The 24,968-nt window shown below is 40.7% G+C and carries 28 protein-coding genes and 1 riboswitch; of the genes, 8 read left to right on the top strand and 20 right to left on the bottom strand.

The genetic code is table 11. The features are described 5' to 3' along the window. Positions 1-15: 15 nt before the first annotated feature. From BUB56_RS01775 to BUB56_RS01765, 3 genes are all read right to left on the bottom strand, one after another. Complete coding sequence (locus tag BUB56_RS01775) at positions 16-525, bottom strand: hypothetical protein (protein WP_110939665.1); 510 nt, start codon at positions 523-525, stop codon at positions 16-18. A 92-nt stretch (positions 526-617) separates the two neighbouring features. Continuing rightward, positions 618-1,784 carry an NAD(P)/FAD-dependent oxidoreductase gene (locus BUB56_RS01770; protein WP_110939664.1) on the bottom strand — a complete coding sequence of 389 codons (1,167 nt, stop codon included), beginning with the start codon at positions 1,782-1,784 and terminating at the stop codon, positions 618-620. Between the two features lie 103 nt (positions 1,785-1,887). Beyond that, complete coding sequence (locus tag BUB56_RS01765) at positions 1,888-3,027, bottom strand: HD-GYP domain-containing protein (protein WP_110939663.1); 1,140 nt, start codon at positions 3,025-3,027, stop codon at positions 1,888-1,890. Positions 3,028-3,218: 191 nt separating this feature from the next. Here BUB56_RS01765 and BUB56_RS01760 point away from each other — a divergent pair, with 191 nt between their 5' ends. Continuing rightward, entirely contained in the window at positions 3,219-5,396 is a 2,178-nt protein-coding gene (locus tag BUB56_RS01760) for an ATP-dependent helicase (RefSeq protein ID WP_207650379.1), read from the top strand. Here the strand turns inward: BUB56_RS01760 and BUB56_RS01755 are convergent. Together BUB56_RS01755 and BUB56_RS01750 are read right to left on the bottom strand one after the other, a co-directional pair. Then, entirely contained in the window at positions 5,388-6,278 is an 891-nt protein-coding gene (locus tag BUB56_RS01755; RefSeq protein WP_110939662.1) for a hypothetical protein, read from the bottom strand. The genes BUB56_RS01760 and BUB56_RS01755 overlap by 9 nt on opposite strands. A gap of 117 nt (positions 6,279-6,395) precedes the next feature. Then, positions 6,396-6,626, bottom strand: a complete 231-nt coding sequence (locus BUB56_RS01750) for a glutaredoxin family protein (RefSeq protein ID WP_110939661.1) — start codon at positions 6,624-6,626, stop codon at positions 6,396-6,398. Positions 6,627-6,908: 282 nt separating this feature from the next. On the opposite strand from BUB56_RS01750, the gene gpmI reads away from it, so the two are divergent. Continuing rightward, entirely contained in the window at positions 6,909-8,462 is a 1,554-nt protein-coding gene (gene gpmI / locus BUB56_RS01745; protein WP_110939660.1) for a 2,3-bisphosphoglycerate-independent phosphoglycerate mutase, read from the top strand. A 206-nt stretch (positions 8,463-8,668) separates the two neighbouring features. Here the strand turns inward: gpmI and BUB56_RS01740 are convergent, their stop codons facing one another. The 5 genes from BUB56_RS01740 to BUB56_RS01720 all read right to left on the bottom strand — a co-directional run bounded on the left by BUB56_RS01740 (position 8,669) and on the right by BUB56_RS01720 (position 13,308). Beyond that, positions 8,669-9,205, bottom strand: coding sequence for a superoxide dismutase family protein (locus BUB56_RS01740; RefSeq protein ID WP_110939659.1), 537 nt, complete (start codon positions 9,203-9,205; stop codon positions 8,669-8,671). 159 nt (positions 9,206-9,364) lie between these two features. Continuing rightward, on the bottom strand, positions 9,365-10,450 hold the full coding sequence (locus BUB56_RS01735; RefSeq protein WP_110939658.1) for an acyl-CoA dehydratase activase-related protein: 1,086 nt from the start codon (positions 10,448-10,450) through the stop codon (positions 9,365-9,367). Further along, entirely contained in the window at positions 10,392-11,417 is a 1,026-nt protein-coding gene (locus tag BUB56_RS01730; RefSeq protein WP_110939657.1) for an acyl-CoA dehydratase activase-related protein, read from the bottom strand. Before BUB56_RS01730 ends, BUB56_RS01735 begins: the two co-directional genes overlap by 59 nt. Before the next feature lie 197 nt (positions 11,418-11,614). After that, the gene (locus BUB56_RS01725) at positions 11,615-12,748 is read right to left on the bottom strand and encodes a pyridoxal-phosphate-dependent aminotransferase family protein (protein ID WP_110939656.1); all 1,134 of its coding nucleotides are present in this window, start codon (positions 12,746-12,748) and stop codon (positions 11,615-11,617) included. A 20-nt stretch (positions 12,749-12,768) separates the two neighbouring features. Next, positions 12,769-13,308, bottom strand: coding sequence for an ECF transporter S component (locus BUB56_RS01720; RefSeq protein WP_242946191.1), 540 nt, complete (start codon positions 13,306-13,308; stop codon positions 12,769-12,771). A gap of 123 nt (positions 13,309-13,431) precedes the next feature. Further along, positions 13,432-13,548, top strand: a riboswitch (FMN riboswitch). Between the two features lie 116 nt (positions 13,549-13,664). Between BUB56_RS01720 and ribD the strand changes: the two genes are divergently transcribed. From ribD to ribH, 4 genes are read left to right on the top strand one after another with little or no spacing between them, the layout of a single operon-like run. Continuing rightward, on the top strand, positions 13,665-14,765 hold the full coding sequence (gene ribD / locus BUB56_RS01715) for a bifunctional diaminohydroxyphosphoribosylaminopyrimidine deaminase/5-amino-6-(5-phosphoribosylamino)uracil reductase RibD (protein WP_110939655.1): 1,101 nt from the start codon (positions 13,665-13,667) through the stop codon (positions 14,763-14,765). Between the two features lie 5 nt (positions 14,766-14,770). Continuing rightward, on the top strand, positions 14,771-15,421 hold the full coding sequence (locus BUB56_RS01710) for a riboflavin synthase (protein ID WP_110939654.1): 651 nt from the start codon (positions 14,771-14,773) through the stop codon (positions 15,419-15,421). A gap of 32 nt (positions 15,422-15,453) precedes the next feature. After that, positions 15,454-16,662: a bifunctional 3,4-dihydroxy-2-butanone-4-phosphate synthase/GTP cyclohydrolase II gene (locus tag BUB56_RS01705; protein ID WP_110939653.1), complete on the top strand. Its 1,209-nt coding sequence runs from the start codon at positions 15,454-15,456 to the stop codon at positions 16,660-16,662. 3 nt (positions 16,663-16,665) lie between these two features. After that, a complete protein-coding gene (ribH, locus tag BUB56_RS01700; protein ID WP_110939652.1) occupies positions 16,666-17,127 on the top strand; it encodes a 6,7-dimethyl-8-ribityllumazine synthase in 462 nt (153 codons plus the stop codon). Between the two features lie 83 nt (positions 17,128-17,210). Here ribH and zupT (BUB56_RS01695) read toward each other — a convergent pair whose 3' ends face one another. The 9 genes from zupT (BUB56_RS01695) to BUB56_RS19270 all read right to left on the bottom strand — a co-directional run bounded on the left by zupT (BUB56_RS01695) (position 17,211) and on the right by BUB56_RS19270 (position 22,853). After that, positions 17,211-18,035 carry a zinc transporter ZupT gene (gene zupT / locus BUB56_RS01695; RefSeq protein ID WP_110939651.1) on the bottom strand — a complete coding sequence of 275 codons (825 nt, stop codon included), beginning with the start codon at positions 18,033-18,035 and terminating at the stop codon, positions 17,211-17,213. Positions 18,036-18,190: 155 nt separating this feature from the next. Continuing rightward, positions 18,191-18,643 (bottom strand): DUF134 domain-containing protein, encoded by a 453-nt coding sequence (locus BUB56_RS01690; RefSeq protein WP_110939650.1) that lies wholly within the window; start codon positions 18,641-18,643, stop codon positions 18,191-18,193. A 4-nt stretch (positions 18,644-18,647) separates the two neighbouring features. Continuing rightward, positions 18,648-19,085, bottom strand: coding sequence for a Fur family transcriptional regulator (locus BUB56_RS01685; protein ID WP_190014058.1), 438 nt, complete (start codon positions 19,083-19,085; stop codon positions 18,648-18,650). 208 nt (positions 19,086-19,293) lie between these two features. Beyond that, on the bottom strand, positions 19,294-19,653 hold the full coding sequence (locus tag BUB56_RS01680; RefSeq protein ID WP_110939648.1) for a NifB/NifX family molybdenum-iron cluster-binding protein: 360 nt from the start codon (positions 19,651-19,653) through the stop codon (positions 19,294-19,296). Next, positions 19,650-20,510 (bottom strand): ATP-binding protein, encoded by an 861-nt coding sequence (locus BUB56_RS01675; RefSeq protein ID WP_110939647.1) that lies wholly within the window; start codon positions 20,508-20,510, stop codon positions 19,650-19,652. Before BUB56_RS01675 ends, BUB56_RS01680 begins: the two co-directional genes overlap by 4 nt. Next, positions 20,501-21,331 (bottom strand): ATP-binding protein, encoded by an 831-nt coding sequence (locus BUB56_RS01670; protein ID WP_110939646.1) that lies wholly within the window; start codon positions 21,329-21,331, stop codon positions 20,501-20,503. The genes BUB56_RS01675 and BUB56_RS01670 overlap by 10 nt, the downstream gene beginning before the upstream one ends. Before the next feature lies 1 nt (position 21,332). Further along, a complete protein-coding gene (locus tag BUB56_RS01665; RefSeq protein ID WP_110939645.1) occupies positions 21,333-21,716 on the bottom strand; it encodes a NifB/NifX family molybdenum-iron cluster-binding protein in 384 nt (127 codons plus the stop codon). Further along, complete coding sequence (locus BUB56_RS01660; RefSeq protein ID WP_242946190.1) at positions 21,713-22,507, bottom strand: Mrp/NBP35 family ATP-binding protein; 795 nt, start codon at positions 22,505-22,507, stop codon at positions 21,713-21,715. The genes BUB56_RS01665 and BUB56_RS01660 overlap by 4 nt, the downstream gene beginning before the upstream one ends. Before the next feature lie 172 nt (positions 22,508-22,679). Next, on the bottom strand, positions 22,680-22,853 hold the full coding sequence (locus tag BUB56_RS19270) for a hypothetical protein (RefSeq protein WP_190014056.1): 174 nt from the start codon (positions 22,851-22,853) through the stop codon (positions 22,680-22,682). A 170-nt stretch (positions 22,854-23,023) separates the two neighbouring features. Between BUB56_RS19270 and BUB56_RS19265 the strand changes: the two genes are divergently transcribed. Continuing rightward, positions 23,024-23,191 (top strand): hypothetical protein, encoded by a 168-nt coding sequence (locus tag BUB56_RS19265; protein ID WP_190014054.1) that lies wholly within the window; start codon positions 23,024-23,026, stop codon positions 23,189-23,191. A gap of 248 nt (positions 23,192-23,439) precedes the next feature. Further along, positions 23,440-23,892, top strand: coding sequence for a DMT family transporter (locus BUB56_RS01655; protein WP_110939643.1), 453 nt, complete (start codon positions 23,440-23,442; stop codon positions 23,890-23,892). A 206-nt stretch (positions 23,893-24,098) separates the two neighbouring features. Here the strand turns inward: BUB56_RS01655 and zupT (BUB56_RS01650) are convergent, their stop codons facing one another. Beyond that, a complete protein-coding gene (gene zupT, locus BUB56_RS01650; protein ID WP_110939642.1) occupies positions 24,099-24,917 on the bottom strand; it encodes a zinc transporter ZupT in 819 nt (272 codons plus the stop codon). Between the last annotated feature and the right edge of the window lie 51 nt (positions 24,918-24,968).

Genomic DNA, 24,968 nt, shown 5'->3' with positions numbered 1-24,968 from the left:
CCTAAGGAAGCTACGCTATTTTGGCTTTATTGTACTGATTAAATTCTTAATCTGAGCCTCTTCTTCCAGAGTAAAAGGTCTCATTTGATAGACCATGACCGAGATTAACTTGTTGCTGTGATTCCACTTATATAGAAACATATAACTGTTCGTAGCATGATCCTCCACCAGTGCCCCATAGATTTTTCCTATCTTCTCCAAGTTAATGGTCTCCAGTCTCTCTATATGCAGATAATCATCTATGGCTGCCAGTTCTTCCTGGATATACTTCTCACTGGCAATCTTCACACCCTCATCAGGCATTTCCATGATATTTAAAACCGTCCCCTTGTTATTCTTAAATGCCTTCATATAAATCTTAAGAGTCTCATCATTTTCTTCCATATTTTTCTCATAGGTTTTGGGAATCTGCATGCTCCACTCCTTGTCTACACTAGTATACACGAAATAGTCCTTTGGGGCAGCACACCCTGTTATTAAAACCATACTTAGAAGTATCCATAAAGCTGCTTTTATTTTTTTCACATTGTTCCCCCCTTGCCATATATCCCCATTATATCATGGCCCCTTCTCGAAGGGGAAAAATCTTTTAGAACCTCCGCCTCAATAGAATCAATCTATGCAAATCGCTCTAAGCTGAATTCCTGAAGATCATAGGCCACCCTTTCTCCACAGATCCATTTGGCCGTTATCTTACCAGTTAATGGTGCCAGTGCTACGCCATCACCCTCATGACCTGCAGCCATAAAAAAGCCTGATTTTCCCTTTACTTCCCCAAGGATCGGCTTTCCGTCAGGGGTAGCAGGCCGCAGACCGGCAAAAGTACGTATAATATGTACATCTTTAAAAACTGGGAAAAAGTCTGCTGCCTGCTGACCTATCTTTTGAATTACTTCGTAGGTAGTTTCTTTCGAAAACCCGGCCTTCTCCCGAGAGCTCCCCAGTAAAAAGTTGCCCATAGCCGCTTGACTAAATGCAGAGCCAATTCCCAGTTCCTCACAACGGGCGTCCCGATGGAGACTCAGTTCCGGCTTGATTTTTCTAACGATATATTCAGCACTCCAAACGTTAGTTTCCCCAATCCTGGAAATAGGTTCTGTGACTGCCACCTGACCGCGTATGGGCACGATAGGAATTTCCACCCCAATCATTTTACCGATTTCCCCAGCCCATGCACCGGTTGCATTTACCACATACTCTCCCTCCACAGGCTCATGCCCCTTCAGTTGAATCCGCCAGTATCCTCCCCGGTCCACTATATGATCTATCTCTGCATTTTTTCGTACTTCCAATCCTAGTGCTATTCCCTGGGCAAGATATCCTCTCATCACTTTAAAGGGATATACCTGGGCATCCGTCGGGCTATAGGTAGATGCAACAATACCTTTTCTGGCATAGGGCTGCTTTTCATATACCTTTTTTTTATCAATGATTTCAACCTCCAGTCCAAAGCTTCTTTGCCCTGCTACAAACTCCTCCATCACCTTTAATTGGTCATGATTTTCTATAAACACCATACCGCCACGGGCTTCAAAATTCAGTTCCATATTTAATTCTTTGGACAAACTCCGATACATTTCCAGGCTTTCCATGGCCATAGTCAACAGGCTTCCTGGTTTCTTGGATTGCAGCAGAATCATTTCATCACAGGCTCCCGAGGCGCCGCTCCCCAGTTCATTTTTTTCCAGCAGCAAAACCCGCTTCCCCTTTTTCACTAAATAGTAAGCTGAAGATAATCCCATTAATCCGCCGCCTAATACGATTACATCGTAGGATTTTCCCATTTTCTTTGCCCCCTTTCACCTAACGATTATTCATACTATGATTATTTTAGAAAAAAAACCATTATTCAATTGTATCTTTAGAATAATGGTTTTATGTGTAAGCTTATTTTGTTTTTAAATAATGCTGCACGGAAACATTGGGTACTTCGTGCAGCATCCCTTCAATAACAAGGTTAATCTCTTTCATCAATTCAACAAACTCCATTTCAATGCGATTTGCATTTTGTCGGATAATTCTTACCCGAGGTCTTAGAGGAAACTGTTCTATGACCTCATCCACGACCCCCACATCCCCATTGCTTAACCTTACCAGACTTCCTACCGGATAGGGGATAACTTTATGCACAAAGGTACGGGCCATATTAAAATCAAAATATCTTCCTGCGGATCCCATAACATATTCAATCGCTTCATGGGGCGAAACTGGTTTCTGAGAGGGAGACCCGGAAGTAAATCTATCATACTGATCTGTGATTGCCACAATCTTAGCCAGTTTATTAATCTGAGCATCCTTTATTTTGGCAGGGTATCCGCTGCCATCTACATGCTCATGATGTTGGAGTACAATAATCTTGACCAACCCTGATACCTCACTGTTTTCCTTTAGGTACTCGTAGCCTTTTTGGCTGTGAGACTGAACCAAAAGCTGCTCTTTTTCATTCCGATTTTCTTTAAACAAAATGTCTTTAGGAATAAACACCTTACCGATATCATGAAGCATGGCTCCAATACATAGGTCATACAGTTCATTCTTATTCAAACCCAACTCAATGCCAAGTACGAGAGAAAGTACTGCTGTACTGACAGAGTGCTCATAAGTATAATTATCTAAGCTTTTAATATCCACTAGATTAATCATAATGTTACGGTTGCCAAGGATTTCATCTACGATATCCTTTGATACTTCTTTTAGAGAGCCAATCTGCTTTTCTCTTTCCTGTTCTAGCTGTTTTTGCTTTTTAGGCTGCTGGTTTTGCTGAAGGGATTTTTCAAAGATTTTGAAGGTATCCTTGATTGTTTTTATTGCACGGATACGCATCTGAGGTTTGATAATATCCTCAATCTCCTGATCACTGTACTCGTCCATAATATAAAGACTATATACCCCAACCTCTTCTACTTTTTTCAACAATCCCTCATTGAGCTGCACCCCTTTTTTGAGCAAAACACGTCCCTCTCCATCAAATAGCGGCTGCGCAAGATAGCTGTCTTCTTTTATGCAATTGATCGGTACTAGTCTCATAAAATAGGGCTCCTTGTCAATTTACTCTGTCTTTCTATAAAGAATTATACCAAATTTGACAAAGCATTGAAAGCAATGCTTAAATTTTCCTCAGAAGCATATTTATTAATATTTCTAAACTTCTCTATTAAACATTTTTTCTGTTATACTAAGTGAAGAAAAAGAACTGAATTCCAAGGGAGGTTCCCCCATTGAAAAACTCTTTTATTAATCTATTGGCCGAACAGTACGGTATTGCTCTAAACCTCCAACAGCAAAAATCACTTTTCCATAAAGATGGACCCGGACTTGTATTGGCAGTACCGGGAGCCGGTAAAACTACCCTCCTGATTTGCAGGACTGCCTATTTGATATTGGTACATAATATTAACCCTAGAAATATTCTATCGGTCACCTTTAGCAAAGCCTCTGCCAGGGATATGAGCCACCGCTTTCAACAGCTTTTCAAGGATATTACCCCTCAGGAGGTTCATTTCTCTACCATTCACAGCTTCGCTTACAGTGTTTTGCGGCAATTTGCCGTAAAACAAAATATTCGCTACACCTTTATTGAACAAGAAAAGCAGTCCATGAATAAGGCTAGGCTGCTTAAGCATATCTATCGGGAAATCCATCAGGATTACTTGACAGAGGACAAGCTGGAAGAGCTTTCTAACGCCATAAGCTATATCAAAAACATGATGATATCCAGATCACAAATACATACCACTGCTTTTGAGATCGATCGACTTACAGAAATATATACTCAATATGAGAATTATAAAAAGAATAGATTTTTGATAGATTTTGATGATATGCTCTGCTTAGCCCTGGATATCCTTCAAAAAAATCCTTCAACATTGGATCGGTATCGTCAGCAGTATCCCTACATACAGGTGGATGAAGCCCAGGATACGTCAAAAATACAGCATGAAATCATTCGGCTGCTGGCAGCTCCCAGTAACAATTTATTCATGGTAGCTGACGATGATCAATCGATCTATGGTTTTAGGGGAGCTTTTCCTGAAGTGCTGCTGCGGTTTCGCGAGGATTATCCCACTGCAAAATTGTTTTACTTAGAACAAAATTACCGATCCACACAGGATATCGTTCATGTGAGCAACCGTTTCATCAGTCAGAACCAGCATCGCTACCCTAAGAAGCTGTTTACTGAAAATCCTGCCCATCAGCCTATTGAGATCTTATCTCTTCAGGATGAAGAAGATCAACTAGCTTATTTAACTGACGAACTCAAGCACATCTTACCCGCTTCAACTGCAGCAATACTCTATCGCAACAACCTCTCAGCGGTTCCGGTATTGGAGATGCTGGATCGCTGCGGTATACCTTTTTGCATTCGCGACACAAAGCTGCATTTCTTTAAACATTGGGTTGTGCAGGATATCCTTGCATTTCTGGACCTGTCCATGAATCACTTTGATTTGGAATCCTTTGAAAGAATCTATTATAAGATGAACCGGTACGTCACTAAGGCTGCAGTGGATTATGTAAAATCTAAGCACAATAAGCAATCGGTTTTTGACAGCCTGATTCAATTTTCCGGATTTCCCAGCTATCAAAAAGAGCGTATGGCTGATCTAAAAAAGTCCTTTACAGAGCTGGCTGCAAAAACGCCCTTAGAAGCGCTGCTGTTCATTGAAAATGATCTCAACTACAATGATTATTTGCAAATCAACAGCAAACGTTTAAAATACTCCTATGCTACCCTGCAGATGATCTTATCCAATCTGAAGCGGATTGCGTCCCACACAGGCAGCTTCATAGAGTTTTTAGAAAGACTTCATCAACTGCCCGGGCTTATGGAAGCATCGAAGCAGTTGAGAAAGAATGCCGTCTACCTCTCTACAATCCATAGTGCCAAGGGTTTAGAATTTGATCATGTATTTATCATAGATCTGGTCGACGGACAGTTCCCTACGGCTTCCAGCACTGCGGAACAAGCAGCTGGAAATTCTACAGCCATGGAGGAAGAACGCAGACTTTTCTATGTAGCCATGACACGGGCCCGCAGCAACCTGAAATTATTATCTTCATCCTTTTATAATGGTGCTCCTGTAAAACCCTCACCTTTTTTAAAGGAGGTTAAGGGATATATTTCTTTAGGGCTTCAAAACAAAAAAGGCCTGAATTTAAGGGCTGATTCTTCACCGCTGTGGTCACATATTGTAAAGCCATTCTCTAAGAAAAAAACACTGCCTCACCCATTCTTCGAAGGAGCTGCAGTACACCATGCTTCTTTTGGTGAAGGCATCATAAAAGAAATTCGACAGGATGTGTTATCTGTTGATTTTAACAAAATCGGATTAAGAAGTCTCTCCCTTAATCTGTGTATAGAAAAACAACTGCTAACCTTGATTCAATCACCCTAACATCCTATTGGAGACAGAATCATTCTCTTTTAAATGCTGCTCTACCTGCTTCAAATAGGTCTTTAGTTCCTCTTTTGCACCAGATCCTAGAGTGGTTTGAATTTTTTGGCTATAATAACCTTCTAGAGAAAGCTCTATTAAACCTTGAGCTGCTATTGGCCTAACCTTGATATTCCTCAGGTTTTTTAAGGGAATATACGTCCATATACCGCTGTATTGGCTTTTGTCGTTTTTCTTATCCTCTTCTTCCTGGATTAGTATATACTCTTCCGCTGTTAATAGATGAAGTTGTGCCGGACTAAGAAGACGTTCAAAAAAGAGATATGCTTTTTCATATACGCTAGGTTGAAACATAAGCGCTTTTATCGCTTGACCGGGCAATAAACTATCAAGTCCATAATTCATAAATTTATAGCTTTTTTCTTTCAGCTGAGCAATCTTTGTATTGCTTGGTTCGTTTTTTTTGTCCTCATACCCTAAAGCGCCTTTTCGCAGTTCTAGAATAACCGGGTGAAATAGATTCTTTGTTACCGTATTGAATTCTACTTGGATCGTCTTAAGCTTACCATCTGCATTCCCATGTACTTTAATCCATGAATACAGCAAGACTGTACCCTCTTCTATGAAATGAATGCTTTCAAATGTTAATCCCTCTTTGAAAATATCCTCATTATCCCTTTCATAAATACTAATTTCAGAAGCTGTAAGGCATAATAGCTTTTCCTTGCAGTTTCTTTTTCTCCATTGCATGGCAGGTATAAAAATAACATAGGGCAAGGGAATCCTTCCATCCTGAAAGACTTCAAAAAAATGCTGATACTGTTTTGGAAGCTCTTCATATGTTTTTATTTGTCTAGGCCAAGTCTCCATATCTTTCGCCACATGTTTCATCTCCCTTAGCATGCTATAACGCCATAATAAAACTCCTACCAGCCAAATATCCTGCAGTAGGAGCCTCCGTAATCGACCTGTATTTGAAAAAGTAACGCTTATATCATCCTATAATCCTAACAGCTCATCAATTCTTACTTTATCAAAACCTACAATTACCTCATCATCAATAAAAATCGCTGGGACCCCCATAATTTTGTTCTTCATGAGTTCTTTTCTGGCATCTGGGTCCTCATGAATATTTCTCTCCACATAATTAATTCCCTTACTGGATAAATATTCTTTTGCTGTAACACAATGGGGGCAAGTATTGCTAGAAAATACAACCACATTCTTCATTTATTACACCTCCAAAAATATAAATCTGCTGATTACAAATTAAGTATACCCAAAATACTGGATAAAAATCAAATTCTTTTTCGTTAAAATTGGGAAAAAATGCAATTCCATATCGGGACACCGCAAGACCCTGTCTTTTTTTTAACAAAAAAACTGCTTTCTCTTTGATAATTTGGGTATTATGATATATAATGTAAATTAGTCATACACTTGCAGGAAATAAAGTGGTAAATTGCACACTGGATTGCTGTGTGTTCAAATAGTGAAGGAGGATTTGAGACTATGAAAAAACCCACCATATTAATGATCTTAGACGGTTTTGGATTAAATGAAAGCAGCTACGGCAATGCCGTGAAGCAAGCCAACACACCCAACATCGACAGTTATCTGGAAAATTATCCAAATAGTATTGCCCACGCCAGCGGACTGGATGTAGGTCTGCCCCATGGTCAAATGGGAAACTCAGAGGTAGGGCATCTCAATATCGGTGCAGGACGAATTGTTTATCAGGAATTGACACGGATCAGCAAAGCCATTGAAGATGGTGATTTCTTTGAAAATCCCGTATTTTTAAATGCTATTGAAAATGTAAAATCCCATGACTCAGCTTTACATTTATGGGGACTTTTATCTGATGGCGGTGTTCACAGCCACAATACCCACCTCTATGCCTTATTAAAGCTGGCAAAGAATGCAGGATTACAAAAAGTATTTGTACACTGCTTCCTGGATGGACGGGACGTACCGCCATCCAGTGCTGCCCAATACATTGAAGCACTGGAGCAAGAAATGAAAGCTATCGGTGTTGGTAAAGTAGCGACCATATCCGGAAGATACTACGCTATGGATCGGGACAATCGATGGGAAAGAGTCTCCGCTGCCTATGAAGCACTGGTTTTAGGCCAGGGTGAATTCGCTTCCTCCGCAGGTGAGGCGATCCAAAACTCCTATAGTAAAAACGTTGTGGACGAGTTTGTGATCCCAACTGTCATCTGTGAGGATGGTCACCCTATAGCCACTGTAAATCCTCATGACTCCATCATCATGTTCAATTTTAGACCGGATCGTGCCAGAGAGATTACCAGAAGCTTTGTGGATCCAGAATTTACTGGTTTCGAAAGAAAGAAGGGCTTCTTGCCAGTACATTACGTATGCATGACACAGTATGACGCCACTATGCCAAATGTTTATGTGGCTTATACACCACAAACCTTATCCAATACACTGGGTGAGTATATATCCAGTTTAGGCTTAAAGCAGCTCCGTATCGCAGAAACCGAGAAATACGCCCATGTTACCTTTTTCTTAAATGGGGGAATTGAAAAGCCCTACGAGGGTGAGGACCGTGTATTGATTCCTTCTCCAAAGGTTGCTACTTATGATCTTCAGCCGGAAATGAGTGCCATAGAAGTTACGGACCGACTGATTGAGGAAATCAAAAGGGAGTATTACGATCTGATCATTGTAAACTTTGCCAATGCCGATATGGTAGGCCATACCGGTGTGATTGAAGCAGCCATCAAAGCAGTCGAGACGGTGGATGCCTGCGTAGGCAGGATTGTAGAAACCGTTATTCAATATGACGGTCAGATTCTGTTAACTGCAGATCACGGAAACTCAGATGAAATGCTTGATGCCGACGGCAATGTGATTACAGCCCACTCTACCAATCCAGTTCCCCTGATTCTCATTAATGCAGCCGAGGAATATGGTATTACAGAAGGCCGGTTAGCCGATTTGGCTCCAACACTGCTGCATATGATGGATATTCCACAGCCTGAAGAAATGGAAGGCAAGTCCCTCTTAGTACCGGGCTATGCATTAGAAACTGCATAAACACTGATAAAGTCGATAGAGCATCTATCGACTTTTATTTTAAGTTCTGTTTAACGCTAATAATATTTTTGTAGGGTGCAGACCCCCGTGTCCCCCCGCTTGTTCTACTAAGGCATCTGCGGGTGGACAGAGTCGTCCACCCCTAACTGTGGCATAATCTACTTCTAAAACATGTAATATCCACAGGTTTTCTAACAAAGTCTTGTTTAATAATATCGCCAATAACTCCCATATCCAGGCCATGCCTGAGTTTGAGTTTGGGTCTGCATACATCGGATTACACCACAGGCCAGTCTTCTTCCTGCATCTCCGTCAGGCTGCGTTCTAGAATCGTCAGGGTTTTCATGGATCATCACAGCTTTTCCTACTGCATCGGCAGGTTTAAACTTATTTGTAAAAAATGCCATGCGGGCAATCCCATTGTTGGAGAATAACGAAGGGAAATCACCGGCATGGTTGCCATGTGGCTGATTAGCTGGGTTCCAGTGCTTCCCTGCAGCCTGAAAAGGCTTATTAGGATCTCCAACCTCACAGGTTCCCTTTTCATGAATATGGAATCCATGAGGTCCTATCGGATCCTCCCCATTTCTGGCCGGTTGATAGGGGGGAAGTCCTTCTACTTGGACATAGACTTCAGTGCCGCCTGGTACTTCTTTAAAAATAACGATACCTCTTATCTGTGGAGCTAGCGGACCTCCTCTGATTTCAGCTGCCGCCATTGTACACATAGGTCTTGTATCCATTCATTTCACCTCTTATTTTAAATAATATCCATTACATCATATGTCTTTGGGATATAGGAGGTGACTGATCTATTTTTTCATCATCTTATCAAAAGGGAACATTGCTTATTATCCTATCTGTCCAATCATGCTTTGATAATCATTATTGGTTCCTTGCCTTCATTCAGACCTTCTTCTTTTTAACAGATCAATAAAAGCCTCTACCCTCGTCAGTATTCCTGCTTCTCCTGTCATCTCGTCCAGAACCAGTTTCAGGACAGGAAGTTCCCACTCTCTTTCTATCGTAGGCAATATGCTTTGTGCTACGATTTCCGGCATACAGGTAAAAGGCATCAAATGGATTACGCCATCGAAATTTTTCTCACCAAACCGTACCGTATTTCCAATGGTATGTCTGGCATGGCCGCCAATCTCACGGTCTAAATAGGGCTCTGCTGCGCGGTGAACTTCGCCCTTCTCAGATGAAATGAAGGGTAAAAAGTCAATTTGTTCCCGAATAAACTGACTGGCAGTTACAGAACAATCCACTTCTACACCCATTTGGCCCAGCCTGCGGATCAGATCCTGATTGATAAAGGGTTCGACCACTGTATATATTTCTCCCGTAATCCCCACCTTAACAATTTCTTTGCATGAATCACAAGGTATCTGTGAAAGCTTTTTTCGGTAACGTTCTAATACCTGGTTTGTTTCCTGATAACCTTTTGATTGCATGATATTTTGTTCATAAGCAGCATATATTTCATCAACTTTATGGGGTTCCTCTGCCCTGGCTCTTATCCTGCAGGCCAAATCATCCAGTGCATCTACCTTATGAATAAGTTCCACTCCCTTTTTAAATACTGCTGCCAGCCTTAGATAGCTGGTATCAGCAGAAATGGTTTTTAATTTCTGCAGGAATACGTATATTTCTCCTATTGTTTTAAATGGTTCCACACAGATCAACTGGATAGAATAATTCAGCCTTTTCAGTATATCTTTATGCAGGGCCTGATAGTATCCGATTCTGCAGACATCGCAGCCACTCCACATAAATAAAGTATCTGCACCCTGTTCAATGCTTTGAATATAGTTGCCCAGCGTCAGTTTGAAAGGAATGCATATCCCTTCCGGAGAATACTTCGTACCTAGCTCAAGGGTTTCTTTGTTTGATTTCGGTGGAATGATTACTTCTGCCCCCAGTTCCTCAAAAACAGCCTTGAGAGCTATGTACAGATTGCCCATGTGTGGAAATGTGATTTTCATCCTTTCTCCCCCATTCTAACATGTCTATAAAAGCTTCAACCCGGGTGTAGACTCCTGCTTCACCGCGGTGTTCGTCTAAGGTAATCAGCAGAAAAGGAATGCTTGTCTCTTCCCGCATCGTCTTTTCGACAATATCCGCAACTACAGAATCCACACCGCAGCCAAAGGTTGAGATATAAATGACACCGTCTATCTCCCCCCGTTCAATGTGATAGAGCATGGTTCCAATCATCTTATTGGCAAAGGTCCAATAGAATTTTGTTTTATAGCTTTTCATGAACCTGTTGATTTCATTTCTTTTCACCATCTCCGGTGTTAGTATCTGAATACCCCTTGCTGTCAATATTGAAAACATGTCCATATTTAAATAAGGATCATATAAATTATAGGGATGCCCCATGATCAGTATCCTCTTTGGGAGTTGTTTTTGATTTATAGGCTCCCTATACATATGAAACGGCAACTCCAAGGAAGGAATTTTTCCTTTTTGAAGCTGCCGGCAATAGTTTTGATACCTTTCCTTGGCCTGCTGAAAAGCTCTGATCATCCTTTTTCTGTCCCTTGTAAAATAGTTTCCCATTTCATAGATCGTATCCTTAATATGCCTTCTAGATTCAAAAAAATTAATTTCTGCATCAATAACCGGTGGTAACCCCCCTATGGAATGCCGAATCATTTCTGGCAATCCGCAAAACTTAGGACAAATATATTCCTTTTGATATACACTGGTGATTCTAGGGATAAAGAGTACATCCACCCGATCCTTCAAATCCATTACATGGCCATGAAATAGCTTTATGGGTAGGCAGGCTTCATTGATTGCCGCAGAAATACCTTCGTTCAGTATTTTTTTGTTAGTCTCTGATGATATAATTACTTCTGCATCTAATGCTTCAAAATATGTAACCCATAAGGGAAAATATTGATAGTACAGCAGAGCTCTTGGAATTCCGATCTTTACGGCCATAGGTTGTATTCCTCCAATAATTTTCTGTCAGTTTTTTCAGTATTGTCAATTGGATGGAAAAATATTCACTTCTATAAATAGCAGGGGCTGACTTTGAATCACTCCAAAGTCAGCCCTATGATTTATTTTTATCTATTTTCTAAAACTGAACAAATAAAGCTTTCATGTTTTTCCCGGGATACTCTGACTAATAATACCTACATATATGAGGTGAAAGCTTTATGAAGCTCTACCTTCGGACGTACACCGTACTTTCTTAGTACCTGATCCAAAGCCTTAAGGGTTAAGTACACTTTATCCTCGTAACAGTTTTCACCCATATGGCCGATGCGAATCACTTTGTCCTTTAGAAAACCAAAGGCACCTGCAATTAAGATATTATGATCCTTCAGCATGGTCTGATAGATCTCATGAAATCCTATATTCTCAGGGATTTTTATAGTGGTTACCGTATTTGAAAATCCATCGATAGGATATAAATTTAACCCTCCCTCCATGAGACTTTTTCGAGCAGCTTTTGCTATTTTTTCATGTCTTTCGATTGGATTCTCTTCCTTGAGCCACCGCTCTGCAGCTGTTCTTAGTCCATAGATATCACTAATGGGCTGTGTATATGGAAACCATTTTTCCTGATACCAGTTTTTCCAATGAGCCAGATTTGCATAGTATCCTATAATGGGAACCCTCCGATTCAATATCTTCTCCCAGGCCCTTGGACTAATGCTCAGAAAGGTTAGCCCAGGAGGAGCAGACAGACATTTTTGAGAGCCGCCTAATACCATATCTATAGACCATTCATCAGCTTTGAGCACTTCCCCCCCTATGGCCGAGACAGAATCTACCACAGAGATAATGCCATGCTGATTTAGCAATTTGCATATTCGATCTATAGGATTTGTAATTCCTGAAGGAGTTTCGCAGTGTACGAGGGTAGCCATACTAAAATTATGATCTTTAGAAAGGAATTTCTCCAACAAACCCACATCAATCGCCCTCCGGTAATCGGATTTAAAATAAACCGCTTCTCCGCCATACATCTTTATAAAATCGCCGAATCCATTCCCAAATATGCCGTTATCAATACACAGCACACGATCTCCCGGTTCAATTAAAGAAGCACAGGCTGCTTCCAGTCCTAATATGCCCTCACCGCTCAGTATCAGCATATCATTTTTTGTCTGAATAATCTTCTTTAGTTTATTACAGGTCTCCTTATAAAACCCGAAAAAGCTTACATCTAAGTCGGGATTCGTAATAGGCTGTGCCAAAGCCATCCTGACTTCCTCATGTATATAGGTAGGACCTGGTGTCATAATGAATGGTTTGTTCATCTTATAATCTCCTTTTCTCACTAAAAAAGCTTTGTTCTTTTAACTGCCGCTGCTGCCGGTAAACCGATGGCTGTACCTATCAAAATTTGAATAGCATTTCCTGGTATGGATGTCATCGGCGCAATCCAGTTTCCATACAAAACACCCTCCGTTATGTAATACCCTACTATCATAACTACTCCAGAAACCACAATCCCCGCAAGATTCCATAGAAAGCGCTCCCCCTTTCTTCCATTAGCATATGCTATACTGCCAATAATATATCCCATAATACCTCTGATCATGAATGTAAAGGGTGCCCATGCCACCCATCCGGAAACAATATCAAATAAACCCATGCCGAAGGCGCCTGCTATAGCACCTTTTCTTTTGCCAAAAACAATGGCTGCTAAAAATAGCATAGTATTCCCTAAATGAATCAATCCGCCATTGATAGATATAGGCAGGCGAATATTAATAAACTTCGTGGCGATAAAGACCATACTAATCAATAATCCAGAGGTTACAAGTTCTTTTGTTTTGCTGCCGGTTTTCATAGGTACATTCAATTGATTTTCCATAATTGTATCACTCCTAATATATTGTATCGTCACATTTATTATAGTACAGATACAATTTAAATGCAATATTATTCTTTATTGACATATGTTATTCTTAGTGTTAGTATGTACTTATAACAACTGAAAATCCTTCAGGGCAGGGTGAAATTCCCGACCGGCGGTTATAGTCCGCGAGCCGATTTTGGCAGACTTGGTGTAATTCCAAGACCGACAGTACAGTCTGGATGGAAGAAGGAGAAGCATATTGCTTTATACATATGTAGAAGGATGTATATCTATTGGAATATACATGAAATGCCCTGAAAATACTATTTTCAGGGCTTATTTTATTTATATCTCTAAATCGGGGTGATTGATTGAATATTTCATACATGTACAGAGCACTAGACCTGGCGAAGCTGGGTATCGGGCATACGAATCCAAATCCATTGGTTGGTGCTGTCATCGTAAAAAATGGTGCGGTTATCAGTGAAGGCTATCATGCTCAGTATGGCGGACCTCACGCAGAAATCAATGCTTTTAATAACGCTACAGAGCCTGTTGAAGGAGCAACGATGTATGTCACTCTTGAACCTTGCTCTCACTACGGCAAAACCCCTCCCTGTGCCAACGCTATCGTTGAACGGGGAATCAAGAAGGTAGTTATTGCCATGAAAGATCCTAATCCGCTTGTGGAGGGCAAAGGAATACAAATTCTTAAGGACGCGGGTATAGAAGTCATAACCGGCGTACTGGAACAGCAGGCGAAAAGATTAAATGAAGTTTTTGTCAAATATATCACCACGGGTCTCCCTTTTTGTCTTCTGAAAACAGCAATGACCCTGGATGGGAAAATTGCAGCTGTTAGCGGTGAATCCAAATGGATTTCCGATGAAATCTCCAGACACTATGTTCATAAGCTGCGCCATCAGTATACTGCTATCATGGTTGGCATCGGTACTGTTTTAGCAGATGATCCACTGCTTACCACCAGGCTGGAAGGATCGCAGATTAGAAATCCTGTTCGCATCGTGGTGGATACCCACGGCAGAATCCCTTTGAAGGCTAAGCTGCTGCAATGTGATAACCATACAAAAACAATTGTGGCTGTAACGGCTCTCGCAGATCAACGTAAGTTAAAATCCATAGAAGCTGCCGGTGCAGAGGTGGTTGTTGCACCAATAAAAAATAATCATGTAGATTTAGGCTATGTGATGCAGTGGCTGGGAAACAATAAAATTGACAGCGTACTACTTGAGGGCGGCAGCACGCTAAACTATGCGGCTTTACAAGAAGGAATTGTTGACAAAGTCATTACCTTTGTTGCCCCCAAAATCCTAGGGGGTGAAACTGCAAAAACGCCTATAGGGGGTACGGGTATACCCCACATCCAAGATGCCATTCTACTAGAAAATATGAGCTTTGTAAAATTATACAATGATTTAATGATAGAAGCCTATATCAGAAAGGAGGTTTAATCAGAATGTTTACAGGACTTGTTGAAGAGATCGGCACCATTCAATCTATTCTAAAAGGCACAAAATCCGCAAAAATAGTGATTCAAGCAAAAAAAATCTTGGAAAAGGTTCAATTGGGTGACAGCATTGCAGTCAACGGAGTATGTCTCACAGTTACAGATTTCACTTCTCACAGCTTTGCTGTAGATGTTATGGCTGAAACCATAGGCAGAACAAATCTTGGGGACCTTACAGCAGGCAGTAAAGTAAATTTAGAGAGGGCACTGCGGCTTGGCGACCGTTTAGGAGGGCACTTGGTCAGCGGTCATATCGACGGATTAGGGATTATAAGGGACTTTAAACAGGAGGACAATGCCGTTTGGGTGTCCATATCAGCACCGCCGGAAATTTTAAAATATATCATTGAAAAGGGCTCTATAGCCATTGATGGGATTAGCCTTACAGTGGCCTATGTAGATGAAAGGGTCTTTAAGGTATCGATTATCCCCCATACGAAGGATGTAACCACACTTCTGAAAAAATCACCGGGAGATGCTGTAAACCTGGAATGTGATATGATTGGCAAATATATTGAACGATTTCTAAACTTTAAAGAATCCCCGACACCTAAAACAGGTGTTGATATGGATTTTCTACGGGAAAATGGATTTTTATAAAGAAACAAAAATATATAACGAGGTGGAAAATAATGTATAAGTTTAACACGATAGAAGAAGCATTGGAAGATCTTCGTGCCGGTAAAATGATTGTGGTGGTAGACGATGAAGATCGTGAAAATGAAGGGGACTTGTTGATGCCGGCAGAAACCGTGACTGCTGAAGCAGTGAACTTTATGGCAAAGTATGGCCGCGGATTGATCTGTATGCCTGTCATTGGAGACCGACTCCGTGAACTGGATATCCCCCAAATGATTGGACACAATACGGATACCCATCAAACTGCCTTTACGGTATCCATTGATGCCATCGATACCACCACAGGCATCTCTGCACAGGAAAGAGCGCATACCATTCTGAAGGTTCTTGCACCAGCAACTAAACCTACGGATTTTAAAAAGCCTGGACATATCTTTCCCCTGGAAGCAAAAGAAGGAGGCGTTTTGAAAAGAGCCGGCCACACGGAGGCGGCTGTTGATTTGGCCAAACTTGCCGGATTTTATCCTGCAGGAGTAATCTGCGAAATCATGAATGAGGATGGTACTATGGCCAGGGTCCCGGAACTAATGGAATTTGTTAAGGTTCATGATTTAAAAATCATTACCATTGCTCATTTAATCAACTATAGAAGAAAAAATGAAGTATTGGTGGAGCGGGCTGCAGAAGCCAATATGCCCACAAAGTACGGTGATTTTCGCATTATCGGATATCAAAACAAATTAAATGGAGAGCACCATGTGGCCCTGGTAAAAGGTGATGTTTCAAATGGAGAACCGTTACTGGTACGTGTTCATTCCGAATGTTTGACGGGAGATGTGTTTGGCTCCATGCGCTGCGATTGCGGTGAACAGTATGCTTCGGCAATGAAACAGATTGCAGAGGAAGGCCGTGGTGTCCTCATTTATATGCGCCAGGAAGGCCGTGGTATTGGCTTGATTAATAAGTTAAAAGCCTATGCCCTTCAGGATGAAGGTATGGATACCATAGAAGCAAACCTAGCCTTGGGCTTTCCTGAGGATATGCGGGACTATGGAATTGGTGCACAAATATTGAACGATCTTGGAGTGAGCAAGATCCGGCTGATGACCAACAATCCCAGAAAGCTCGCCGGTATAACAGGCTATGGCATTGAAATCATTGAAAGAGTTCCCATACAAATGAATCATAATGAGGTCAATGCTTACTATCTCAGAACAAAGAAAGAAAAAATGGGTCATATATTAAATATTGAGGAGGAATAAAGTATGAAAATCTATGAAGGAAACTTGGTTGCAAAAGAATTTAAAGCGGGCATTATCGTAGGAAGGTTTAATGAATTTATCGGTGGTAAGCTTCTTTCAGGAGCAATAGATGGTCTTAAACGCCATGGTGTAGAAGAAAAAGATATCGAAATCGCCTGGGTCCCCGGTGCATTTGAAATCCCTCTTGCGGCGAAAAAAATGGCTAAGTCCGGTAAATATGATGCAATTATTTGTTTGGGGGCTGTCATCAGAGGATCTACATCCCACTTTGATTATGTAGCCAGCGAAGTCAGCAAGGGTATCGCCAGTGTGTCCTTAGATACGGAAATCCCTGTTATCTTTGGTGTACTTACAACCGATACCATCGAGCAAGCCATTGAACGGGCCGGAACAAAAGCAGGCAATAAAGGCTATGAAGCAGCTGTTACTGCCATTGAAATGGTGAATCTGTTTAAAGAATTTTAATATATTGAAAAAATAAAGCCATGCACCTTCATTTGAAGTGTCATGGCTTTATTACTAGTTTTAACTTCTTTCACATCAAAACATTAAAGAAACAGTAATATACTTAATGCCATCACAGCCATTCCAGATACTAGACCATAAATAGAAAGATGATGCTCTCCATATTCTCTTGCTGTAGGTAGCAGCTGATCTAGAGAAATAAATACCATAATGCCCCCAACAGAAGCAAATACAATTCCAAAAACTAGATCGCTCATAATCGGTGCAAGGATCAAATATCCAATGATTGCCCCAATAGGTTCTGCTAATCCTGAAAGAAAGGAGTAGTAAAATGCCTTTTTACGGCTTCCTGTAGCATAGTATACAGGGATAGATACGGCAATACCCTCTGGGATATTGTGAATGGCTACTGCAATGGCAATACTGATCCCTAGGGCTGGATCTTTAATTGCTGATATGAGTGTTGCAAACCCCTCCGGGAAGTTATGGATCGCTACTGCCAAGGCTGTAAACACACCCATCCTGAGTAGCTTTTTATCTTCACCAGAGGTTCTGGTATCGGCTAATTCCATGCTCTTGGTCTGATCCTTATGAATTTCATGAGGATTCTCATAGGATGGAATCAATTTGTCGATCACTGTGATCAGCAGCATACCTGCAAAAAAAGACAGCACGGTGACCCATGATCCCATTTTTTCTCCAAGTTCTTCAATAAGAGATTCTTGTGCTTTGGAAAATATTTCTATCATAGACACGTAGATCATCACCCCTGCTGAAAAGCCGAGGGTTATGGATAGAAATTTCTTGTTCGTTTTTTTCGTGAAAAATGCTAGAATGCTGCCGATACCTGTAGATAACCCGGCAAACAAGGTTAGAGAAAATGCTAGTATTAGGTTTTGGTGTTCCATGAAATCCTCCTTGTTAAGATAACTCGTGCTATATTATATACCCAGATTCCATCTCTAATATCATCAATACCAAAATACTTTTATTTTATGATCTATGTTACCGATTGGGTTTTTGTAATGGTATGTGTATCTTTCTAGAATATTGAACTAGGTATTTAAAGTTTATTGCACCAGCGTTTTCGACAGGGTTTCATACAGCATTTTTCCTTAACCGTACAGAGGATATGAGAGGACCCACAACTAGGACAAATACGATCCTCTTGTTCTAGGGCTTCATCAAACTCTTTACCACAATCCATACAACGGTATTTACATATATTATAGGTATAATTACCACCTTGTATATCAATGGCTTTTCCAGTAGTTAGCGCTTCTACAACTTTCTTTCTGCCTTCGTCGATAATAAGCTGAAAGGTTTGTCTGGATATATGCATCCGTTCAGCACATTCCTCCTGGGATAGATTTTCTAAATCCTTTAACCGCATGGCTTCCAGTTCTTCTAATTTTAAAGTGACCTTTTCAATATGGCACATTTTTTTCCCTGCAGGTATGAAATATGTACTTTCAGGGACAAAAGAAATTTTTCTTAATTTTGTGGGTCTTGGCAAAATTTCACCTCCTGCATTTTTTACATACACCTTCCATGACAATCTCTAAGTCTACAGCCTCAAAATCATACAAACTTTCTACAAAGCTTTGCAGCTTGAGCATATTAAGTACTAATCCAGTCTCTGCACAATCATAGATGCTGCCACAGGTGCTGCATTTAAGATGGATATGTAAGCATTTTTGGCTATAGATTTTCAGCTCATAATAGCGTTCATTATCGATTTTGATTTCTTTTATTATACCATTTTTCTTTAATAATTCTAGGTTTCTGTATGTTGTAGCCAATCCAACCCCTTTATTTTTTACTAGATTGTATAATTCTTCCGGCTTTAGATGATTATTTGTATTTACGAATGCCTTCAGGATCTCTTTTCTCTTAGGTGTTGGTCGAATATTTTTCCTCTCTAAAATAGCCGTTAAATTCTTTATCTGATCCTCCATTCTCATCACCCTTTATTTCTCTAACTTTGTTAGGATTCTATGTTGATACGCTAAATCTGAATAGTGCGTAATAGTAGATTAGAACAAACCCTTTGCGGGTTGCACAATGTGCAACCCCTACTCCTTATCATTAGAGGCTGTAGGAGCAGCATATCATGCTGCCCGAATAATACAATATTATAAAGAAAGCAGAATGAATTCATTCTGCTTAATCGTTACAATGTCCTGCGTGCATATGTTCTTCACAAATACTATTGGAAGATTTTAATGTTCCTGCCACATAATCCTCGATCACCGCATCAAGACTTCCTTGTGCTCCTACAACAACCTCAATATTATTTTCGCCAAACAGTGCTTGGGCAGTGGCACCCATTCCTCCTGAAATCACTACATGAACACCTTTTTCTGACAGGAAGACTGGTAAAAATCCTGGTCTGTGTCCCGGGTTCTCAATAAAAAACCGGTTCTCTATCTTTCCGTCTCCTAGTTGAAATACCTCAAAGCCTTCACAGTGTCCAAAATGCTCGGAAACTATATTTCCATCCTTTGCAATCGCAATATTTTTCATTTTATTTCCTCCTTTAATTGATAATTTAAACGCTCCCACATTGCCCCTATTTCTTTTCCCATAAGGCTATCTTTGTGGCATATCACCGGTTGAAGCGCATTAATGGTTTTCTTTACCAATGGATCAAAAGGGATTTTGCCCAATACGCCTATTTTTCTCTCATTACAAAATGCTTCTATCTGATCTGTTATACGTTCATTTAGGTCAAATTTATTGATACATACAAAGGCTTTTACATTAAAATAATCTACAACGGACAACACCCGCATAAAATCCTCCAACCCTGATTGCGTTGGCTCTACTACAATCAGGGCTGCATCACAGCCTGTAATCGATGCCATTACAGCACAACCTACACCTGGGGAGCCATCCAGGATAATCCACTGTCCCTCCTGCCTTTTTCTCAATGCGTTTTTTCTTACCTCAGTAACCAGCTTTCCCGATCCTTCAGCGCCAATTTTCATTTCTGCCCGTGATAAGATCCCTTCAGGTAACTGTGTAATAACGGTATCTCCGGTTACTTCATCTCCTAAGGAGATGGCTTTTGCACTGCATATCAGTACACAGGCACCACAGCCTTCACATCTTAGGGGATCAATTTGATAATTTTTTACTGCGTTGAATCTGCAAATATCTGCGCATCTTCCACATTGAACACATTTTACTGGATCAATCTTAGCTGCCTTTGCACCAATAAATGCTTTTCTTTCTATGTCTTCTCCCTGAAACAGAATGTGCAGGTTGGCTGCATCCACATCACAGTCGCCTTTTATGCTGTTTTTTTGAATATATGCAAAAGAGCTGGCAATCGTGGTTTTTCCTGTTCCGCCTTTTCCACTGATTATGATTAACTGCATGAAGCCACCTCCTCTACTTTACTGGCAATGGCCTGGAATATAGCGCGATAGACAGCATCTTCCACCAAAAGCTTTCCTTCCGAATGGAGAGAAGCAATATTTCTATCAAATGGAATCTTACCTAGAATGGGGATATGTTCCTCCATGCAGTAGGCTTCTACGAGCTCCTCTTCTGGATCATGGCAATTAATGATGACCCCATGGGGAATACCCATCTGTTTCACTAAATTTACTGCAATCTTCAGATCGTGCAGTCCAAAAACTGTAGGCTCTGTCACCAGTATCCCATAATCACAATCTATAACTGCTTTTACAACATTGCAGGAGCTTCCAGGCGCACAATCAATGATCGTAGATTTGTTGTCAATATACTGGCGAAGCTTGCTGATAATAGGTCCTGCCATAGGTTCTCCAAGATTTAAAATTCCACTAAAGCATTCAATCTCTTTGTGGTACCCCATCAGTATCTTCCCAATGGTTCTTCTTTTTTCATGGATCGCTTTTGTTGGACAGATGATCATACAGGCCCCGCAACCATGGCACATCTGTTCAAACAGCATGATGGACTGTTTTGTATAGGCAAGGGCATTAAAATGGCAGGCATTCACACAGGCTTTGCAGAGGCTGCATTTTTCCTGATCGATCTCTGGTATTGGGATCGCTACCTCTTCTACTTTTTTTATCTCAGGCTTTAGGAATATAAACCCGTTAGGTTCCTCTACATCACAATCCACATATCGATACCCCATGATTTTAGAAAGATTGGTAGAGACTGTGGTTTTTCCTGTCCCGCCTTTGCCACTTAAAACGGCAATATGCATGCTACCAGCCCTTTCTAAATCGATTGTTCATACCTGCTTTTCCTGGGCCTACACCATCAATAGGCTTTAGTTTTCCTTCCTGAAACATTTTTATCTGCTCCATGATGTTACCATCTGTCAGCTTATAGGCTTCTATCTCTGACGCCTCCAGCAGCTTAACTGCATTGGGACCTAAGCTTCCAGTTATAACTACATCAGCATGGGCATCCATTACTGTCTGTACTGCAGATACACCAGCTCCCTGCGAACTATGTAAGCCATCATTTTCTATGAAAATATAGTCTTGGGTTTCAGTATCATAAAATGCAAAATATGCACATCTCCCAAACCTGCCATCGGGTATAGAATACTTTCCATTTGAGGTACTGGAAATACAAATCTTCATTGTTTTATTCCCCCTAAAATATTTTCAATCTGCATCCCAAACTCTTCTCCAAATGCAAAATTGATTTTTTCGTAAAGTTCTATTTTCCCCTCGTCACATAAGCCCACCAGCTCCGGATCAATAGGAATCCTGCCGATTAGAGACACATCCATTGCCTTTATCATATCCTCTATATTGCTGCTGCCAAATACATTGTGGCGCTTGTTGCATTCAGGGCACTGGAAGTAGCTCATGTTTTCAATAACCCCTAAAATCGGCACATTCATCATTTTTGCCATATTCATCGATTTGGTCACAATCAGTTTTGCTAAATCCTGTGGTGTTGAAACAATCACAATGCCATCAATTTCAAAGGACTGCATGATAGTTAAAGGCACATCTCCAGTTCCCGGCGGAAGGTCAATCAGCAGATAATCCAGATCTCCCCATAGTACATCGGTATAGAACTGTTTAACCATATTGGCAACCAATGGTCCCCGCCAAACCACCGGTGCATCCTCTTGATCCACCAGTAGGTTAATGGACATGATCTTGATCCCTGTGGTCGTTTCTACAGGAAGGATTTCGTTCCCCATCCCCACTGCCCTTTTTTTATTGACACCAAAAATCTTCGGTATACTGGGACCTGTAATATCTGCATCCAGTATCCCTACCTTGTACCCCTTATTTTTTAAAGTGACCCCCATTAATGATGTTACGGAAGACTTCCCTACCCCTCCTTTACCACTCATCACTGCAATGATATTTTTAATGTTTGTAAATTGATTGGTTTTTTCTTTTTGTATGTCCATACACATCCCTCCGCCAATAATTATTAGCATTTGCCATTTATATTATACTGCTGTTTTTGGCAAATGCCAATATGTTTTTGTAATATTTATTTATTTGCATATTAAAACACCTTGTCTTTGCACAGACAAGGTGTTTTGCTTCATAGAATAATCCATTCATACTGGTGCTGTACTAGTCTTGGAACCCAGATAATTGTTGCATTGCAGAATTCAATGAGTTGATTGCTTGTTGAATTCTATTCTTATTGTCTTGCTTTTCTGCTGATCCAAGCGCTTGCTGTAAAGTGCCAACAGCACCTTGTACTGTAGACATACATTGATCAACCTGTTGTTTAGCTTTTCCCATTTATGACACCTCCTTTAAAAGATTTCAATTATAGTATGGTTATCACAACAGAATCTATGCTCATATTTTTGTAAAATGTAGTGTAAGTGGATAGGAATAGTTTTCCATTTATAGCAGCTATAAAACCCTTAAGCTTTCTGTGCACATTACATATTTTTAGATTTGAGCGCATGGAGGCAGAACTAGCTAAGAAGGATTTGCCCTATGTCATCCTCATGATTGTATTGGATATCATGGCTCCTATGTTCCTAATGCTTGGGCTCACCATGACCACATCTGCAAATGCTTCCTTGCTGATAAACTTTGAAATCGTTGCAACTTCTGTTTTGCCCTGGTAATCTTTGAGGAACCTATCGATCGGCGTCTGTGGCTTTCGATTATACTGATTACCCTGTCCAGTATAATTCTTTCTGTAAGTGATTTTACCAGCCTTTCCTTTTTAATGGACTCGATTCTTGTTCTCCTCGCCTGCATCTCCTGGGGATTTGAGAATAACTGTACCAGAAATTTGTCCTTGAAGGTCCATTATAAATTGTGATCATTAAGGGTCTGGCATTAGGCTTTAGGGCTTTAGGGCTTTGGGGCTTTGCTGATTACTGGCTTTGCAAATGAACTTTCATGGCACCTTGGATATATCTTATTATCACTGCTGTTGGGAAGTCTCGCTTATGGCTTAGGTATACTCCTTTATGTAAAAGCCCAAGGACACCTAAGGGCAGCAAGAACCAGTACATATTATGCAGTAGCGCCCTTTATCGGTGTAGGCATATATTTTATAGTCTTATCCGAGCCGATTACCCTTTCTTTTGTGATTGCCTCTATGATTATGATTGCAGGAACATATTTTGCTGTGATGGAAAGGCATGATCATGAACATACAAATATGGAACATGAACACAGACACAGTCACTCCGATGGACACCACGATCATGATCACGAGACACTGATCGAGGGTGAACATGTCCATCCCCATATCTATGAAAGGCTGGTCCATGCCCATCCACATACACCGGATCTGCATCACGCCCATAAACACTAAGACTTTTTACAATCTCAAAGGAAGTGTAGGGATCGACGCCTTTCTTGATTTTAATCTATCTTTCGATCGACGAGGGCGTCGATCCCTACCTTCCTGTCTTATGTTTACGTAGGGAACTGTGCCCTCACAGTTCCGAAAAAGGGGCAGACACAAGGCCTGCCCCTACATGAATATATTTGATTGTAATAGCATTACCTATAAACCGTCTAGATTAGCAAAACCAAGCTTACCGCCATAACAATCATCCCTGCAATAGAGCCGTACACAGAGAGAAAGTGATCGCCGTATTCTCTGGCTGCAGGTAAAAGTTGATCTAAGGATATGAAAACCATAATACCGCCAACCGCTGCAAATGCAATACCAAATACAGCCTCTGTCATAAAGGGTGCCAGAATTAAGTAGCCCACAATGGCTCCAACAGGCTCTGCGATCCCCGAAAGAAAGGAATATTTAAAAGCTTCTTTTCGACTGCCTGTAGCGTAATAGATAGGTACAGAAACAGCAATCCCTTCAGGAATATTGTGAATCGCTATAGCAATAGCAATACTTAGGCCCAAGGCAGGGTCTTTAAGCGCAGAAATAAGGGTTGCAAAGCCTTCTGGGAAGTTGTGAATCCCTACGGCTAGGGCAGTGAATACACCCATTCTCAATAGCTTTTTCTTATCTTTTATTTCTTTCTTCGTGTCATCCTCTATCATTTCTTCAATCGTGTCAATTTCCTTTACACTTTCCGGTGACGGAATGAATTTGTCTATCAAACTGATGAAGAACATTCCTCCAAAAAAAGCTGCCACTGTAATCCATGACCCCATCTTTTCCCCTAATTCCTCTACTAAGGATTCCTGTGCCTTAAAAAAAATTTCTATCATGGATACATAGATCATGACTCCTGCTGAAAAGCCTAAGGCAACAGAAAGAAACTTCTTATTTGTTTTTTTTATAAATAAAGCGATTAAGCTTCCAATTCCTGTAGATAACCCTGCAAAGGTTGTAAATGCAAATGCAATCAATAAATTTTCATCCATGACTTTTTCCCCCTCCTAAAAGATTTACCCTAAGCTAACTTTTCCTCTATA

This window comes from Geosporobacter subterraneus DSM 17957 (assembly GCF_900142145.1).
Taxonomy (GTDB): domain Bacteria; phylum Bacillota; class Clostridia; order Peptostreptococcales; family Thermotaleaceae; genus Geosporobacter; species Geosporobacter subterraneus.
This window is presented reverse-complemented; position numbering and strand designations above follow the sequence as displayed.